This window comes from Myxococcus dinghuensis, from assembly GCF_024198235.1.
Taxonomy (GTDB): Bacteria; Myxococcota; Myxococcia; order Myxococcales; family Myxococcaceae; genus Myxococcus; species Myxococcus dinghuensis.
The window spans coordinates 69,987-86,119 of sequence record NZ_JAKCFB010000038.1; the positions used below are offsets into that span (position 1 = coordinate 69,987).

Genomic DNA, 16,133 nt, shown 5'->3' on the forward strand with positions numbered 1-16,133 from the left:
CCATGGTGAAAGACATCCTGATGTACGTCCTCGGCCTCTTCATGGTGGCCGCGGGCGTCAACCACTTCGTCCACCCCCGCGTCTACGTCCGGATGATGCCGGGCTGGCTCCCGTGGCATGGGCCGCTGGTGTTCTGGAGCGGCGTGGCGGAGGTCGTGCTGGGCGTGGGACTCCTGGTGCCCGCCACCCGCGTGTGGGCCGCCTGGGGCCTCATCGCCCTGTTCCTGGCCGTGTTCCCCGCCAACCTCCAGATGGCCCTCGAGCCGGAGCGCTTCCGGAAGATTCCCCGGCCGCTGCTCTGGCTGCGGCTGCCGCTCCAACTGGTGCTGATCCTCTGGGCGGGGTGGTACACCTGAGCGCGGCGCCTGTCCGCCCGCCAGCCCTCCCGGTCGTCCTTCCTTGACTCCCCCCGGGGGGCTCTTTAGTTTTCAGCGTTTCTCGTAGCCCCACCGAAATCCGAAGGACGTTCCATGGCCCGCGTCACAGTCGAAGACTGCCTCCCCCTGGTCGACAACCGGTTCGCGCTGGTGCTGCTCGCGGCGAAGCGCGCGCGCCAGCTGATGGCCGGCGCCCGCCCCATCATCGAGCAGTCCAAGAACAAGCCCCCCGTCCTGTCGCTGCGCGAGGTCGCCACCGGCCACGTGAAGTTCGACCGGGACGTGCGCGAGGCGCTGTCCGGCAAGTACGCCGGCGACCCCTCGGGCAAGGCCCCCTGAAGTCCCGCTGCTAGTTCCCCTCCTCCACCGGCTTGCGCGCCGGGGAGGGGGGCTCCGGGAGCAGGCCCTGCGCGCGCATCCACCGCACGGCGCGCGCGGCGACGGCCTTCTCTCCCTTGTAGCCGAGCAGGGGCACCAGCTGTCCCACCGGCACCCAGCGCACCTCGTCCACCTCCACGCGCGGCCCCGGCAACGGCCCCAGCACCCCTTCCTGGTAGCGGAAGAGGAAGAAGTGCACGCGCTTGAAGATGCGCTGCCCGCGGAACTGGTAGACGTAGCGGATCTCCCCCAGCGGCGCGACGAGCGACGCGGTCAGCCCCGTCTCCTCGTGCACCTCCCGGCTCGCCGTCTGCTCCGGGCTCTCCCCCGGGTCCACGTGGCCCTTGGGCAGCGCCCACAAGGGACGGCCATGGGGACGGATGACGACCACCTCCCAGGTGCCGTCACTCTCCCGGATGACAATCCCGCCTGCGGACGCCTCGCGTGGCATGCCCACCTACCCTAACCGAAGCAGGTGGGCGGGTGCTCAACCACCGTGCGCGAAGTGGCGCAGTTTCGCCTCCGCGCCCAGCCGGTAGGCGTAGCGCAGGTCCCCGAGGAGCCGGTCCAACCGCCTCCCGGCGACGTGCCCCATCAACCGCGAGCAGAACCGCCGTGACACCCGGTTGGCCTCCTCGTACCGCCAGCGCTCCTGGGTGGACAGCCGGTCCCGGTACGACACCCGGTCGAACAGCCGCGTCAGGAGCTCCTGGGACCAGGCCCCCACCCCCTCGCCCCAACGGTGCAGCAGGCACACCGCGAACTTGTCCACCTCCGCCTGCGCCTCCAGCTCCAGGAGCGACACCGTCCGCCCGTGCGCCGCCGTGTGCGCCATGTAGAGGAAGTGGCTCACCCCTTCCGCCACCTGGCAGTAGCCGGCCAGGTCGCCATCCAACACGTACCCCAGCGGTCCGGCCTCGTAGGGCTTGAGCCGGTCGAGCAGCGCCGGGGACAGGTACAGCGCCAGCTCCAGCGCGTCCTCCGACTCGTGGACCAGCAGCTCCTCGTCGCTGCGGCCCGTGGCGCCGAGCAGGACGGCGGCCTCCGTGTCCACCACGAAGACCTCCGCCCGTGCCTCGCAGGTGAAGCCGTAGATGGCCTCCAGGTGGTCCTGAACGTGGCCAATCATCATGGCTGGACGCCTCCGCCTAGTTCGCGAGCCGTCCCTTGGCGCGCGGCATCATCCCCGCGTCCACCAGCACGCGCTCCAGGCGGTCGTTGCCGGTGCGCACCCAGGACTCGTAGACCTTCAGCGCGCCGCTCGGCCCGGCCTGGACCATGCCCCGCGCGGAGATCTCCTCCAGCACCTCCACCACCGCGCGGAACTTGTCGCGCAGCTCGCGGTACACCCCCGCGAAGCCCGCCGCCGGGGACAGGTCCGCCACCTGCCCGTACGCGGTGCCCCCCATCTGGATGTAATAGTCCGGCCCCACCACCCGGCCCTCGAGCGCGCCGGAGAAGAAGCCCACGGTGTAGAGCGAGACGTCCCCCAGCCGCCGCAGCGTGCGGATGCGCGCCTCGCGCTCCTGCTGGAGCGCCTGGTGGTAGAGCACCGCCAGCGGCTCCTGCGCCTTGCGGCCGTCCTCCTCGCGGTCGAACAGCGTGTCCGTGCTCGCGAACTCCGACAGGAGGTTGACCAGGTAGAACTCCGTCACCTCCGCCAGCGACACCCGTTGCCGCGTCGTGACCTCGGTCAGCAGCGACTTGAAGAACTCCTTCAGCGACAGGGACGCCACCAGTTGACTCATCGACACCTCCCGCCATCCCGCCGGGCCGACCGCGCCTTCGGGGAATAACCGAACGGTAGCAACCGACCCATCGCGTCGCAAAACCGACCTCAATGATTCCAAGCACTTGCGCTAGCACTCGCGCATCGAGAGTGCCAATCCGAGCCCGCAGCGCGCCCGGCCGGCAGGAGCGGGGCCAGGTGGGGCGGTGGCGGGAAAAGAACAGCAATGCCGGGCAGTTGGCAGCATGGGATGAGGGTGGCCGGCGTCGCTTGACGGGTCGACTTCGCTGGTTATTATCCGCCGCGCCTAGGCGTTAGCACTCGCGAGACACGAGTGCTAATTGCCGCGGGCCGTCACGGCCCATCTTCACCCCCAGCGGCGCTCCCAGCCCTCCGGACATCCCGGGCGGCGGACGGGACGCCCATCAAGGAGCAGACCATGAAGATTCGTCCCCTGCAGGATCGGCTCATCGTCAAGCGGGTCGCCGAGGAGAACAAGACCAAGGGCGGCCTCTTCATCCCGGACACGGCGAAGGAGAAGCCCCTCGAGGGCAAGGTCATCGCCGTCGGCAACGGCAAGGTGCAGGAGGACGGCAAGGTGCGTCCCCTGGACATCAAGGCCGGCGACACCATCCTCTTCAGCAAGTACGCCGGGACCGAGATCAAGCTCGACGGCGAGGAGCACCTCATCCTCCGTGAGGAGGATGTGCTCGGCGTCATCGAGAAGTAATCCCACCCCCCTTTGCTTTCCTAAGGAATCCCCATCATGGCGAAGGACCTTCTTTTCGACGTACGCGCGCGTGAGGCCATTCTCCGCGGCGTGAACATCCTGGCCGACGCGGTCAAGGTGACCCTGGGCCCCAAGGGCCGCAACGTGGTCATCGAGAAGAGCTTCGGCTCCCCCACCATCACCAAGGACGGTGTGACGGTGGCGAAGGAGATCGAGCTCGAGAACAAGTTCGAGAACATGGGCGCGCAGATGGTCAAGGAGGTCGCCTCCAAGACCTCCGACGTCGCCGGTGACGGCACGACCACCGCGACCGTGCTGGCGCAGGCCATCTTCCGCGAGGGCGCGAAGCTGGTGGCCGCCGGCCACAACCCGATGGACATCAAGCGCGGCATCGACAAGGCCGTCGCCGTCATCGTGGCCGAGCTGAAGAAGCTGGCCAAGCCGACCAAGGACAAGAAGGAGATCGCCCAGGTCGGCACCATCTCCGCCAACGGCGACGCCACCATCGGCCAGATCATCGCGGACGCGATGGAGAAGGTCGGCAAGGAGGGCGTCATCACCGTCGAGGAGGCCAAGGGCCTCGAGACGACGCTGGACGTGGTCGAGGGCATGCAGTTCGACCGCGGCTACCTCTCCCCGTACTTCGTGACGGATCCGGAGCGGATGGAGACGGTGCTCAACGACGCGCTCATCCTCATCCACGAGAAGAAGATCTCGTCGATGAAGGACCTGCTGCCCATCCTGGAGCAGACCGCGCGCGCCGGTAAGCCCCTGCTCATCATCGCCGAGGAGGTCGAGGGCGAGGCCCTGGCCACCCTGGTGGTGAACAAGATCCGCGGCGTGCTGAACGTGGCGGCGGTGAAGGCGCCGGGCTTCGGCGACCGCCGCAAGGCCATCCTCGAGGACATCGCCACCCTGACGGGCGGCCGGATGATCGCCGAGGACCTGGGCATCAAGCTGGACACGCTGACCCTGCAGGACCTGGGCAAGGCCAAGCGCATCACGGTCGACAAGGACAACACCACCATCGTCGACGGTGCCGGCAGCCAGCAGGAGATCGAGGCGCGCGTGAAGCAGATCCGCGCGCAGATCGAGGAGACGACCAGCGACTACGACCGCGAGAAGCTCCAGGAGCGCCTGGCGAAGCTCGTGGGCGGCGTGGCGGTCATCAACGTCGGCGCGGCCACCGAGACGGAGATGAAGGAGAAGAAGGCCCGCGTGGAGGACGCGCTCAACGCGACCCGCGCGGCCGTCGAGGAGGGCGTGGTGCCCGGCGGCGGCGTGGCGTACATCCGGTGCCTCAAGGCGCTGGAAGGCCAGACGTTCGTCGACGGTGAGAAGTTCGGCGTGGACATCATCCGCCGCGCCGTCGAGGAGCCGCTGCGGCAGATCGTCGGCAACGGCGGCCTCGAGGGCAGCGTGGTGGTGAACAAGGTCAAGGAGGGCACGGGCGCGTACGGCTTCAACGCGGCCACCGGCGCCTACGAGGACCTGCTCGCCGCCGGCGTCATCGACCCGGCCAAGGTGAGCCGCACGGCGCTGCAGAACTCCGCGTCCGTGGCCTCCCTGATGCTGACCACCGAGGCGATGGTGGCCGAGCGTCCGAAGGAGGAGAAGGAGGCCCCGGCCGGCGGTGGCATGGGCGGCATGGGCGGTATGGGCGGCATGGGCATGTAAGCCCCTCGCCCCGGCCCGTCCGGGGCGGTTGCCTGGCGTCGGCCTCCGGTTCCCTCGTGTGGAGCCGGGGGCCGTCGTGCTTCATGCGTCCAAGTGGCGCCGGCCCTGGCGGGCCCTTAGGTTTCAACGACAGGAGGAAGCACCGTGAAGCCCGTGAAGATCTACACCACGAACTATTGTGGCTTCTGTGTCCGCGCCAAGGACCTGCTCAAGCGCAAGGGCGTGGACTTCGAGGAGCTGGACGTCACCGGGGACGACGAGACCCGCGCGAAGCTGGTCGAGATGAGCGGAGGGCAGCGCACCGTGCCGCAGATCTTCATCGGCGACACGCACGTGGGCGGCTACTCGGACCTCGCCCAGCTCGACAAGGAAGGAAAGCTGGACCCCATGCTGCGGGCCTGAGCCCGAGCGGCCGGGCGGGCGCCCTCCCCGGGTGGCCCGCCGCGCCATGCATAGCTTCCCCCGGGTGGAACCCACACCAGCTCGGGAGGCGGAAATGGCGGGAAACGCGCGGCAGACGGGAACCCGGGACGAGCACTACAACCTCATCAGCACGCTGTACCACCTGCTCAAGGGCGCCTCGACGGCGGAGCAGTTCATCCGCGACGCCGAGCAGGCGGGCGACCCGGAGCTCGCCCAGTTCTTCCGCGACTGGCAGGAGGAGCAGCGCCACCTCGCGGAGCGGGCGAAGAACCTGCTCGGGGCGCGCGTCGCCGCGGTGGGCGACAAGGACGCCCCGGGCGGCCCACGCGCGAAGAAGGGCGCCGCGCGCGCGAAGCCGCAGCCCGCGCGTCAGCCGCCCGTCGAGGCAGGCGTGAAGTCCGGCGGCAGCGGCTCCGACGACATCGTCGACGAGGCCTCCAAGGAGTCCTTCCCCGCGAGCGACGCGCCCGCGAACTACTGACGTCCTCGCGGGCGCCCAGGGCCACGAGCGTGGGCGCGACCTGCGCGTGCCCGTGGCCTCACGCGGCACCCGGGCGAGCCGCGCCCGCCCACAACCCGCGAGGTTCGCGGAGCGTGGAGAAGTGGACATCCTGGCGGCCATCGCCAGCGACCCGCGCGCGCCTCATTCCACGAGAAAATGCGCGGAGTCCCCTCCCCACCCAACCCAGGTGATTCCGCTCTCGTATCGGCGCTGCGCCTCGGGCGGCGCACGTGCGACAGTCGTCCGGGAAGATTCTTTTACGGATGCTGCCTTGCCGCGAGGGGGACACGCGCAGTTCGTGCTCCGGGCTTGCCCGCCCGGTCCTCTCGCACCTAAAGAGGACCCCATGATGGACAGGCCCGAGGTCACCCAGACCACCCAGACGGAAGAGAAGGAAGGCCGCACCACCCGCATCCCCATTCACGAGTGGACCGTGGAGGTGGTGTCCGGTCCCGACAAGGGCAAGAAGGTGACGCCCCAGGATGGCGGGTTGGTCCGGGTGGGGTCGGATCCCGCCTGTGACCTCGTCTTGACGGACACCACGGTGAGCCGCCGCCACCTCGAGGTGGAGCGCACGCCGCGTGGGCTGCTCCTGCGCGACACCGGCAGTCGCAACGGCACCTTCATCGACGGGCGACAGGTGCTCCAGGCGTACCTGGGCCGCGGCGACAAGGTGGAGCTGGGCAAGACGAAGCTGGCCATCAAGGTCGCCGCGAAGCCCACGGAGATGGAGCTGGCGGGCGCGGAGTCCTTCGGCGCGCTGGTGGGCACGTCGGACAAGATGCGCTGGGTCTTCACGGAGCTGCGCCGCGTGGCCCGCGAGGACATGAGCCTGCTCATCGAGGGCGAGACGGGCACCGGCAAGGAGCTGGCGGCGCGCGCCGTGCACCAGCACTCCGCGCGGCGGCACGGCCCCTTCAAGGTCGTGGACTGCAACCTCATCTCCGAGGAGAAGGCGGAGCGCGAGCTGTTCGGCGGGCTGCGCGCCAGCGACCCGGAGGACAAGGAGGCGCGCGGCGTGTTCGAGGCCGCCCGCGGCGGCACCCTCTTCCTGGACGAAGTGGGCGAGCTGCCCCTCATGGTGCAGGGCAAGCTGCTGCGCGTGCTGGAGGCGCGCGAGGTGCCCTCGCTGGACGGCCAGCCGGTGCCGGTGGACGTGCGCGTCATCGCCTCCACGCACCGCAACCTGGAGGAGGACGTGCGCCAGGGCCGCTTCCGCGCGGACCTCTACTTCCGCCTCGCGGTGGCGCGCGTGCGCCTGCCGCCCCTGCGCACCCGGCGCGAGGACCTGCCCACGCTGGCGCAGGCCCTGTCCCAGACGCTGCGCGCCAGCGTGACGCTCACCCCGCAGACGCTGGCCCTCTTCGAGGGCTACGACTGGCCGGGCAACGTGCGCGAGCTGCGCAACGTGCTGGAGCGCGGCGCGCTCATGGAGGAGACGGGCAACACGAGCTGGCTCGACTTCCTCGCCCAGCCCTCGCGCCGCCCGGAGGGGCAGCCCCCCGGCAACCACGTGAGCACGCTCGTCACGGGCATGCCGTACCACGAGGCGAAGGATCGCGTGCTCGCGGACTTCGAGCGGCTGTACTTCGCCGAGGTCATGCGTACCGTGGGCTTCGACATGAAAGCCGCCGAGCAGCGCACCGGACTGTCGATGCAGAGCCTCTACCGCCTGCTCAAGAAGAACGGGCTTCGTCTCAAGGACCTCAAGAACGCCGAGGGCCTGGAGAAGTGAGGGCCCCCTCGCAGTATCACCCCAGGGAGAAAAACCGCATGTTGCGTCGTCTCGCCGTAGCCTCCATCGTCTTCACCGCCGCCTGCGCCGGTCAGCAGAAGACCGAAAGCGCCGAGGGCGCGGCCAAGCCGCAGTCCACCGAGGAGCGCGTGCGTATTGGCAACCAGCCCGCCTTCGACGTGGCCACCTGCTTCCCCCGCGACCTGAAGCTGCCCCCCTCCAACCAGGGTGTCCTCGTGGGCGCCATGCTCACCGCGCGGCCCGCGGTGCTCGAGTGCCTGGTGAGCCCCAAGGCCCGCGGCACCGCCGAGAAGACGGTGGTGACGGTGAAGACCACCGTGACGGACGCGGGCGCCACGCACGCGGTGTCCGGTGACGCCAACCTCACGCCCGAGGGCCAGCAGTGCATCCAGGGTGTGGTGGACAAGAGCGTCAAGCCGCAGCCGCTCGCCAAGGGCGCCGCGCCCGTGGAGTCCACGGCGACGTTCGAGCACGACACCACCAGCAGCGCCACCGTCAAGTTCGGCATGAACGACGGCTCGGACTTCTCCGGCGAGGTGCGCCTGGCCCAGCAGGGCTGGTGCGACTGCTACGCCGGCTACCAGGCGTCGACGCCCCCGGTGCTCACGTCCAAGGTGACGCTGACCAAGGGCCAGGCGGCCCCCGAGGTGACGTTCGACCCCTCCGGCAGCACCGAGGGTGACCAGCTCGCCGCGTGCCTCAAGCAGAAGATGCTCGCGCTGTCGGCCAAGTCCAACACGGACAAGCTGACCTACCCGCACCGCTTCGTGCACTTCAACTCCAGCGCCACCCAGCCGGCCACGAACCTGGAGCCGCAGCTCCAGTTCTTCCAGCTCGAGGTCGTCCGCAACCAGCGCGCCGCCGACGCAGCCATCGCCTTCGGTGCCCGCGCGGCCGCCGCGGAGGCGTTCGAGGGCGCCGTCGCGAAGTACAACAAGACGAAGGACTTCAAGCTCCTCAACGAGCTGACCACCACGTGCACCGCCATGGTGGACGCCGCCAAGGGCTGGGTGTCCGCGCTGGAGGCCCAGAAGGCCGTGGACCAGGACTCCGTGACGCTCGTCCAGTCGCTGAAGGCGACGGACGCCGAGGGCTGGGCCCCGGTGGAGACCGCCAGCCAGACGGCCCTCACCAACACGCAGCAGGACCTGGCCAACGCCCAGGCCCGCGTCGAGGCGGACCAGAAGGCGTGCCCCAAGGTGAGCTACAACCCCAAGAAGAAGTAGGCCCCTCACCGGCCTGAAAGCACGAAGGCGCGGGAGCCCGGACCACCGGGCCACCGCGCCTTCCGTGTTCCTGGCGTCCTGTCTTCCGTCACCCCGCGCGCGCGGGGCGCCGCGAGGGGCACCGGGGGAAGTCCCGGCCCCTCGCGGTGGCGGCCACCTCAGGCGGCCGTGATCTTGTCGTCGTTGGCGGCGCTGGCCTCGCGGATGCGCACGCTGACGAGCTTGGAGATGCCGGGCTCCTCCATGGTGACGCCATAGAGGGTGTTGGAGACCTCCATGGTCCGCTTGTTGTGGGTGATGAGGATGAACTGCGACTGGCTGCTCATCTCCTTCACCATGTCGTTGTAGCGGCCCACGTTGCCCTCATCCAGCGGCGCGTCGACCTCGTCCAGGAGGCAGAAGGGCGTGGGCTTGATGAGGAAGATGCCGAAGATGAGGCCCACGGCGGTGAGGGCCTTCTCGCCGCCCGACAGGAGGTTCACGCTCTGCAGCTTCTTGCCCGGGGGCTGGGCGACGATCTCCACGCCCGGCTCGCCGTTGGGGCCGTCGCTGGTGAGGACGAGGCTGGCGCGCCCGCCGCCGAACAGGCGGGGGAAGATGGCCTGGAACTTCTCGTTCACCACGTCGAAGGTCTGCTTGAAGCGCTCGCGGCTGGTGGCGTCGATGCGCTGGATGGCCTCCCGGAGCTGCTCCATGGAGGACTGCAGGTCCTTCTTCTGCGCGTTGAGGAAGTCGAAGCGCTTGTTCAGCTCCGCGTGCTCGTCGATGGCGGTGAGGTTGATCTCCCCCATCTTCTCCACCTGCGCGCGCAGGTCCTTCAGCTCCGCCTCCACCTCCGGCGTCAGCGACGGCAGCAGGTGGTAGCGGTGCAGCTCCTGGGCGAGCTCCACCTGGTGGCGCTCGCGGATGCCGGCCGACAGGTGCTCCAGCTCCAGCGCGATTTCACGCTCGCGCAGGGAGCTCTGCGCCAGCCCCTGCATGAGCTCCTCCACCCGGCCGCGCAGCTCGCGGAACTGGGTGTCCTGGTCGCGAACCTCGCCGGCCGCCGTGGCGTGCGCGGTGCGCCGGGCCTCCAGCCCCTCGGCCGCCGCCCGGTGCGCCTCCACGCGCTGGGAGAGCCCCGCCTCCACCTCCGCGGTGCGCCGCGCCAGCTCCTCGGTGCGCGAGGCGCCCTCGGCCAGCGTGGCCTGCAGGCGGTAGACGCGCGTCTCCATCTCCTTGCGCTGCGTCACCAGGCTGTCCAGCTCCTTGCGCGCGGACTCGCCGCGCTCGCTGCCGGCCGCCACCTTGATGCGCAGGCCCGTCAGGTCCCCGTTGGCCGTCTCCGCGCGCTGGCGCAGGGACTCCTGCTCCAGGGCCAGCTGCCGCACGCGCTCCTCGCGGCCCTCGCGGTCCGTCTGGCCGTGGGCCACCTCGCCGCGGCTGGTCTCCTCCTCGTGAGCCAGCGCCGTGTGGCTCTGCCCCAGTTGCGCGTCCTCCTGCTCCAGGGCGCGCACCCGCTCGCGCACGCGGGCCAGGTCCTCGCCCGCCTTGTGCAGGTCCTTCTCCTGGCTGGCGAGGTTCAGCTCCTCGGCGTGCTGGTTCTTGGCCAGCCCCTTGAGGACGCCCTCGGACTGCCCCATCTGCTTCTGGAGCGTGTAGTGGCGGGTGAGGATTTCGTTGTAGCGCTCCTCGACCCGCGCCACCTCGCCGGCCAGCTCCGCGATCTCCCGCTTCTTCTGGAGCGCGCCCACCGCGGCGCCCTCGCGCTCGCCGCCGACGATGGTGCCGTCCGCGCGGAACACCTCGCCGTCCTGCGTGACGAGCGTGCACGCCGGGCCGCCGGCCTCCGCGTACGCGCGCGCCGCGGCCATGTCCTGCACGATGACCACGTCCCCCAGCAGCAGCCGCACGACGGGGGCCAGCGCCTCCTCGCACGTCACCTCGCGCAGCGCGTGCGCCAGGACGCCCGGGCGCCCGAAGTCCGGCTCCAGCACCACGGGCAGCGCGTCCGTCGCGGGCACGGGCAGGAAGCTGCCGCGGCCCTCGGCGTGGCCCTTGAGGTACTCGACCAGCTCGACGCCCTTGTCCCGGCTCTCGACGATGACGTGCTGCAGCCGCTCGCCCAGCGCCGCCTCCACCGCGCGCTCGTAGCGCGGGGTGACGGTGAGCACGTCCGCGACCAGGCCGAAGATGCCCTGCTCGCGGGCCACGGTGCCGGCGCGCACCATGACGGCGCGCACGCCCCGGTCGAAGCCGTCGTAGTTCTTCTGGATGTCTTCCAGGGACGACAGGCGGCTGCGCTTGTCGCTCAGCTCCTCGCGCAGGGCGATGACCTGGATCTCGTTCTCCGTGAACGCCGCGCGGGTGCGGGTGAGGGACTCCTCCTCCTGCCCCTTGCGCTCGGCCAGCTCCGCGGCGAGGTGCCGGGTGTCCTCCACCCGCTTCGCCACGTCGCCGCGCACCGACTCCAGCTCCGACTCCTGCGCGCGCAGCGTCTCCAGCTCCGCCTGCAGCTTGGCGCGACGGCCCTCCAGGTCCGTGCGCTGACGGGCCAGGTTGACCAGGTTGCTCTCGTGGTTGGCCAGGCGCGCGGCCACGGCGACCAGCCCCGCGCGCTCCTGCTCCAGCCGCAGCGCGACCTCCGTCTGCAGGTGCGTCACGCGGCGCAGCTCCTCCTGCGCCACCTGCATCGCGACCTCGTCCTCCTTCCACGCCCCGGCGATGCCGGACAGCTCCGCCTCGCGCGCGGCCATGGCCTCGGACATCTCCGCCTGGCGGGCGAGCAGCACGTCCAGCTCGGAGCGGGCCTGGTCCGCGCGGGCCTGGGTCTCATCCAGGTCGCGGCGGCCGTACGACAGCTCCTGGGAGTCGCGCTGGACGGCGCTCTCCATCCCGTGGACCTCGGCGGCCAGCGCCTGCAGGGCCGCGGCCTCCGCGTCCAGCTCCGCGCGGCGCTGGGTGATGGCCTCCTCGAGCGCCTTCACCCGGTCCAGGCTCTCGCGCTCCTCGGTGCCCAGGTTCTCCAGGCGGGACTGGAGCACCTGCTTCTCCGCGAGCAGCTCCAGGTGCTTGTGGCTGGCCGCGTGCAGGTCGATGTCGCGCATGCGCGCGCGCAGCTTCTTGTACTTCTCCGCCTTCTTCGCCTGGCGCGACAGCGTCTCGAGCCGCTTCTCCAGCTCGTTGGTGATGTCCGTCACGCGCAGGAGGTTGGCCTCGGTGGCCTCCATCTTCCGCTCGGCGGCCTTGCGTCGCGCCTTGTACTTGGTGACGCCCGCGGCCTCCTCCAGCAGGTGCCGGCGGTCCTCCGGCTTGCTGGAGACGATGAGGCCCACGCGGCCCTGCTCGATGATGGAGTAGGCCTTGGTGCCCACGCCCGTGCCGAGGAACAGCTCGGTGATGTCGAGCAGGCGGCACAGCGTCTTGTTGATGAGGTACTCGGAGTCGCCGTTGCGGAACAGGCGGCGCGTGACGGTGATCTCCGAGAACCCCTGGTACTGCGGCGCGAGCTGGTCCGTGTCGTCCACGAGGAAGGTGAGCGACACCTCCGCCATCGACAGGGGCGGCTTGGACTCCGAGCCGTTGAAGATGACGTCCTCCATGCCACGGCCACGGAGGTTCTTCGCGCTCTGCTCCCCCATCACCCAGCGGATGGCGTCCACGACGTTCGACTTGCCGCAGCCGTTGGGTCCGACGATGCCCGTCACGCCCTCGTCGAACGTGAAGACGCTGCGCTCCATGAAGGACTTGAAGCCGGTGATGTCCAACCGCTTGATACGCATGCCAGCGGGCTCCTGGGGACGCTCGACGTCCGAGGTGAAAAGCGCGCGCGAGGCCGAAAAATCGGCCTCGGAACGATTCGGCAGGAGTACCAGCCGCTCTCCGGGCGATCAAGCGTGACCATGCCACGCATGGCCATACGTGCGGCTGCCTGCTCTCCTGCTCACTGTCTGTCGGGGACCGGGCAGGTCACTGCGCCCACGGGCTTGCGCCCCGAGCACCCCACCCTACCTTCCCATTGACTTTTCCGGAGGTTGCCTACGTTCCAGCCCTTCCTTGCCATGACGCTCCTCATGGGAGCGTCTCCTACGCCGGAGGTAGCACCCCGGTCTGACATGCAGGCGGTCGAGGCCGTCGCCGCCTGCCCCAACCCCTACTTCCCCCTGGAGGAAGGGCTGACGCTCACCTACCGGGCGGGCCGGTCGTCGGAGCTGGTGCTGACGACGCGCGACGTCGTGACGGCCCCGGACGGACTGCGCGGCAAGGTCGTGGTGAGCATCAAGGGGCGCCAGGGCGAGACTGAAGCAACCTGTAGCGCGGAGGGCGTGCGCATGGGGCTGGGCGGCCTGGAGGGCACGCTGCTGTCGGCGTCCGGCATGGACGTCCAGGTGGTGGCCTCCGAGGGCGTGGCGATGCCGGCCCCGTCGACGATGGTGCCGGGCGGCGCGTGGAAGAACAGCTTGTCGGTGAAGATGCAGCCGCCGGCGAGGAAGACGGGCGGCATCCGGCCCATCATCGCCACCACGTTCGACAAGGAGTCGACGGTGGTGGGCGAGGAGGAGGTGACGGTGGCCGCCGGGACGTTCAAGGCGCTGAAGGTGAAGAACCTCGTCACCGCGCGCGCCAGCCGCCCGGGCTCCGAGGGCCGCTCCATGGAGAGCCACGTCTGGTTCGCGCCGGGCGTGGGCATCCTCAAGCTGGCCACGGCGGACGGCACGGACCTGGAGCTGCTCGAGGTGAAGCGCCCGCAGGCCAAGGCGGAGGCGCCCGTGAAGGCGCGGCGCGGCCCCAAGGCCGTGGCGACGAAGAAGGAGCCCAAGGCGCCCTGAACCGGGCGCGAACGCCGGGCGGCGGCCTAGCTCGACTCGCCGCCGCCGGACGACGCCGGGGGCACCTCTCCGGAGCCGTTCGCCGCGCCCTCCCCCGCGCCCTGGGACGCCGCGGACGCGTCCGCCGGGGTGCGCGGCGCCTGGGCCGCGCGGGACTGCGGCTCCACCGTCACGCGCACCACGCGGGGTCCGTCGACCTCCTCCACGAGGATGCGCCACATGTCGAGCCGCAGCGAGTCGCCCTTCTCCGGCACGCGCCCCAGCTTCGTCATGAGGAAGCCGGCGATGGTCGTCACCTCGCCCTCCTCGTCCTCGTCCAGGTCGAAGCTGACGTCGAGCCGCTCCTCGAGGTCGTCCAACTGCGCGGTGCCCGGCAGCTCGAAGCGCCCCCCTGGCAGCGAGCGGACCTCCTCCACGCGCCGGCCCAGCTCCGCCACGTCGCCCACCACCTCCGCGACGACGTCCGCGATGGTGACCAGCCCCGACGTGCCGCCGTGCTCGTCCACCACCAGCGCCGTCTGGCGGCGCCGACGACGGAACTCCGCCAACAACTGCTCCAGCGTGGCGTTCTCCGGGATGAACAACACCGGGCGCTGCACCTGCGCCAGGCTGCGCAGCTCGCCGCGCGACAGCAGGAAGAAGAGGTCCTTGGCGTTCACCACGCCCTCGACCTCGTCCAGGTTGCCCCGGCACACCGGCAGCCACGTGTGCCCCGCCGCGCGCGCGTCCGCGATGCACTTGTCCAGGGGCTCCTCGACGTCGAGGAACTTCACCTGGTTGCGCGGCACCATGACCTGGCGCGCCGTCTTCTGCGCCATCTCCAGGGCGCGCTCGAGCAGCTCCGCGCGCGCGGTGGTGATGGCGCCCGCCTGCGCGGAGCTGTGGAGGATGACGCGCAGCTCGTCCTCGCTGTGCGCCTCGTGCGCCTCGCCCACGGACTGCAGGCCGAAGACCCGCAGCACCCACGCCGCCAGCCCGTTGAGCAGGACGATGGCCGGGTAGAACAGGAAGTAGAACGCCCGCATCGGCAGCGCCACGGCGAGCGTGGTGGCCTCCGCGCGCTGGATGGCGAGGCTCTTGGGCGCCAGCTCCCCGAGCACGATGTGCAGGAAGGTGATGATGCTGAAGGCGATGACCACCGACGCGGTGTGGGCCACCGTCTCGCTGGCGCCCTCCGGCACCAGCCGCGTGAGCAGCGGCTCCAGCAACTTCGCGAACGCGGGCTCACCCAACCAGCCCAGGCCCAGCGAGGCCAGGGTGATGCCGAACTGGGTGGCGGACAGGTACGCGTCCAGCTTCTCCACCATCCGCAGCGCCTGCGACGCGCCCGGCTGGCCCTCGTCCACGAGCGCCTGCAGCCGCGTGGCGCGAATCTTCACGATGGCGAACTCGGTCGCCACGAAGAAGCCGTTGGCGAAGACCAGGAGGATCGCCAGCCCCAGGAAGACCCATTCCATTCCCATGGCTCAGAACAGGGCGTCGAAGTCGGGGTCGCCCTTGAGGGCGTCGAACATGGGGTCGGTGGACAGCCACCCCATGACCTTCTGTCGGTCCGCCGCCAGCGCCGCGCGCAGGTACTGCACCGCGTCCTTGGGGCGACCCCACAGCGCGTACAGCGCCGACAGGTTGTAGTTGAGCAGCAGGTCCTCCGCGTTGAGCGCGCGGGCCCGCTCGTACGCGCGCTCCGCCTCCGCGTAGAAGCCCTTCTGGGCGTAGCAGATGCCCAGGTCCAGCTGCGCCTCGAAGTTGTCCGGCTCCAGCCGCACCACTTCCTTCAACTGGGTGATGGCCGAGCGGTAGTCCCCCTCGTCCATCATCAGCGCCGCCAGCTCGTGGCGGGGGAAGGCGTCCTGCGAGTCCAGCTCGATGGCCGTCTGGAGCTCGCGCATCGCCTCCTCGACCCGGCCCTGGTCCGCGTAGGTGAGGCCCAGGTTGAGGTGCGCGTCCGGGTACTCCGGATCCAGCTCGATGGCCTCCTTGTACTCCTCCACGGCCATCTCCCCGGCGTGGGTGGAGAGGAAGCACGCCAGGTTGTAGTGGGCCGTGGCGCTCTCCGGCTCCAGCTTCAACGCGGTGAGGTACTCGCCGAGCGCCTCGCGGAACAGCTTCTTCTCCGCGTAGACGGTGGCCAGGTTGTCGTGCGCATGGGCGGAGTTCGGGTCCAGGTCGATGGCCTTCTTGAACTCCTTGATGGCCTCGTCCAGCCAGCCCCGGTCCGCCAGCTCGATTCCACGAGTGTTGTGCTCGTCGGAGAGCGCGATGTTGTCCTTGTCCCGGGCCATGAGAGCGCCGGGCAATCTACGCGCCGCGCAAACACCGGTGCAAGGTAGAGTTTCCCTCCGCCCATGCGCCACGTCGCCCTGCTGCTGTTGCTGTTCGCCGCCTGTCATCCCCGCCCCGCCCCCCCGGTCGCGGAGGCGCCCGCCACGCCGCCCGCCCCGGCCCCCCGGGAGGCCCCCCCTGGGGACGCCCCGACCCCACCCACCCCGGCGCCGGCCGCGGGCCCGCCCGCCCCCCGGCCCGTCAC

Annotated in this window: 15 protein-coding genes and 1 pseudogene; 10 read left to right on the forward strand and 6 right to left on the reverse strand. The window is 70.3% G+C overall.

Annotation, left to right across the window (positions count from 1 at the left end; genetic code table 11):
- The first annotated feature begins 2 nt into the window (after positions 1–2).
- Both LZ198_RS33890 and rpoZ read left to right on the forward strand, forming a co-directional pair.
- Entirely contained in the window at positions 3–356 is a 354-nt protein-coding gene (locus tag LZ198_RS33890; RefSeq protein ID WP_253976275.1) for a DoxX family protein, read from the forward strand.
- Positions 357–470: 114 nt separating this feature from the next.
- Complete coding sequence (gene rpoZ / locus LZ198_RS33895) at positions 471–716, forward strand: DNA-directed RNA polymerase subunit omega (protein WP_253976276.1); 246 nt, start codon at positions 471–473, stop codon at positions 714–716.
- A gap of 10 nt (positions 717–726) precedes the next feature.
- Here rpoZ and LZ198_RS33900 read toward each other — a convergent pair whose 3' ends face one another.
- Genes LZ198_RS33900 through LZ198_RS33910 form a run of 3 tightly spaced genes read right to left on the reverse strand, consistent with a single transcriptional unit; the run spans position 727 to position 2,503 of the window.
- Positions 727–1,206, reverse strand: a complete 480-nt coding sequence (locus LZ198_RS33900; RefSeq protein WP_253976277.1) for an NUDIX hydrolase — start codon at positions 1,204–1,206, stop codon at positions 727–729.
- Positions 1,207–1,242: 36 nt separating this feature from the next.
- The gene (locus tag LZ198_RS33905) at positions 1,243–1,884 is read right to left on the reverse strand and encodes a hypothetical protein (protein WP_253976278.1); all 642 of its coding nucleotides are present in this window, start codon (positions 1,882–1,884) and stop codon (positions 1,243–1,245) included.
- 19 nt (positions 1,885–1,903) lie between these two features.
- The gene (locus LZ198_RS33910; protein WP_253976279.1) at positions 1,904–2,503 is read right to left on the reverse strand and encodes a hypothetical protein; all 600 of its coding nucleotides are present in this window, start codon (positions 2,501–2,503) and stop codon (positions 1,904–1,906) included.
- Positions 2,504–2,923: 420 nt separating this feature from the next.
- Here LZ198_RS33910 and groES point away from each other — a divergent pair, with 420 nt between their 5' ends.
- The 6 genes from groES (at position 2,924) to LZ198_RS33940 (ending at position 8,798) form a co-directional block, all read left to right on the forward strand.
- Positions 2,924–3,214: a co-chaperone GroES gene (gene groES, locus LZ198_RS33915; RefSeq protein ID WP_002640434.1), complete on the forward strand. Its 291-nt coding sequence runs from the start codon at positions 2,924–2,926 to the stop codon at positions 3,212–3,214.
- A 36-nt stretch (positions 3,215–3,250) separates the two neighbouring features.
- A complete protein-coding gene (groL, locus tag LZ198_RS33920) occupies positions 3,251–4,891 on the forward strand; it encodes a chaperonin GroEL (protein WP_253976280.1) in 1,641 nt (546 codons plus the stop codon).
- A gap of 144 nt (positions 4,892–5,035) precedes the next feature.
- A complete protein-coding gene (grxC, locus tag LZ198_RS33925; protein ID WP_253976281.1) occupies positions 5,036–5,293 on the forward strand; it encodes a glutaredoxin 3 in 258 nt (85 codons plus the stop codon).
- Positions 5,294–5,387: 94 nt separating this feature from the next.
- Positions 5,388–5,795, forward strand: coding sequence for a hypothetical protein (locus tag LZ198_RS33930; protein ID WP_253976282.1), 408 nt, complete (start codon positions 5,388–5,390; stop codon positions 5,793–5,795).
- Between the two features lie 370 nt (positions 5,796–6,165).
- The gene (locus LZ198_RS33935) at positions 6,166–7,551 is read left to right on the forward strand and encodes a sigma 54-dependent Fis family transcriptional regulator (protein WP_323383195.1); all 1,386 of its coding nucleotides are present in this window, start codon (positions 6,166–6,168) and stop codon (positions 7,549–7,551) included.
- A gap of 38 nt (positions 7,552–7,589) precedes the next feature.
- Positions 7,590–8,798, forward strand: a complete 1,209-nt coding sequence (locus LZ198_RS33940) for a hypothetical protein (protein WP_253976284.1) — start codon at positions 7,590–7,592, stop codon at positions 8,796–8,798.
- Positions 8,799–8,956: 158 nt separating this feature from the next.
- Here LZ198_RS33940 and smc read toward each other — a convergent pair whose 3' ends face one another.
- Positions 8,957–12,559, reverse strand: a complete 3,603-nt coding sequence (gene smc / locus LZ198_RS33945; protein WP_253976285.1) for a chromosome segregation protein SMC — start codon at positions 12,557–12,559, stop codon at positions 8,957–8,959.
- Positions 12,560–12,892: 333 nt separating this feature from the next.
- Between smc and LZ198_RS33950 the strand changes: the two genes are divergently transcribed.
- Positions 12,893–13,606 (forward strand): TapB family protein, encoded by a 714-nt coding sequence (locus tag LZ198_RS33950; RefSeq protein WP_253976286.1) that lies wholly within the window; start codon positions 12,893–12,895, stop codon positions 13,604–13,606.
- 26 nt (positions 13,607–13,632) lie between these two features.
- Here the strand turns inward: LZ198_RS33950 and LZ198_RS33955 are convergent, their stop codons facing one another.
- The gene (locus tag LZ198_RS33955) at positions 13,633–15,069 is read right to left on the reverse strand and encodes a hemolysin family protein (RefSeq protein WP_253976287.1); all 1,437 of its coding nucleotides are present in this window, start codon (positions 15,067–15,069) and stop codon (positions 13,633–13,635) included.
- Positions 15,070–15,072: 3 nt separating this feature from the next.
- Positions 15,073–15,888, reverse strand: a complete 816-nt coding sequence (locus LZ198_RS43295) for a tetratricopeptide repeat protein (RefSeq protein ID WP_267145497.1) — start codon at positions 15,886–15,888, stop codon at positions 15,073–15,075.
- Positions 15,889–15,951: 63 nt separating this feature from the next.
- On the opposite strand from LZ198_RS43295, the pseudogene LZ198_RS33975 reads away from it, so the two are divergent.
- Positions 15,952–16,133, forward strand: a pseudogene (locus tag LZ198_RS33975) (CapA family protein); the annotation flags it as partial.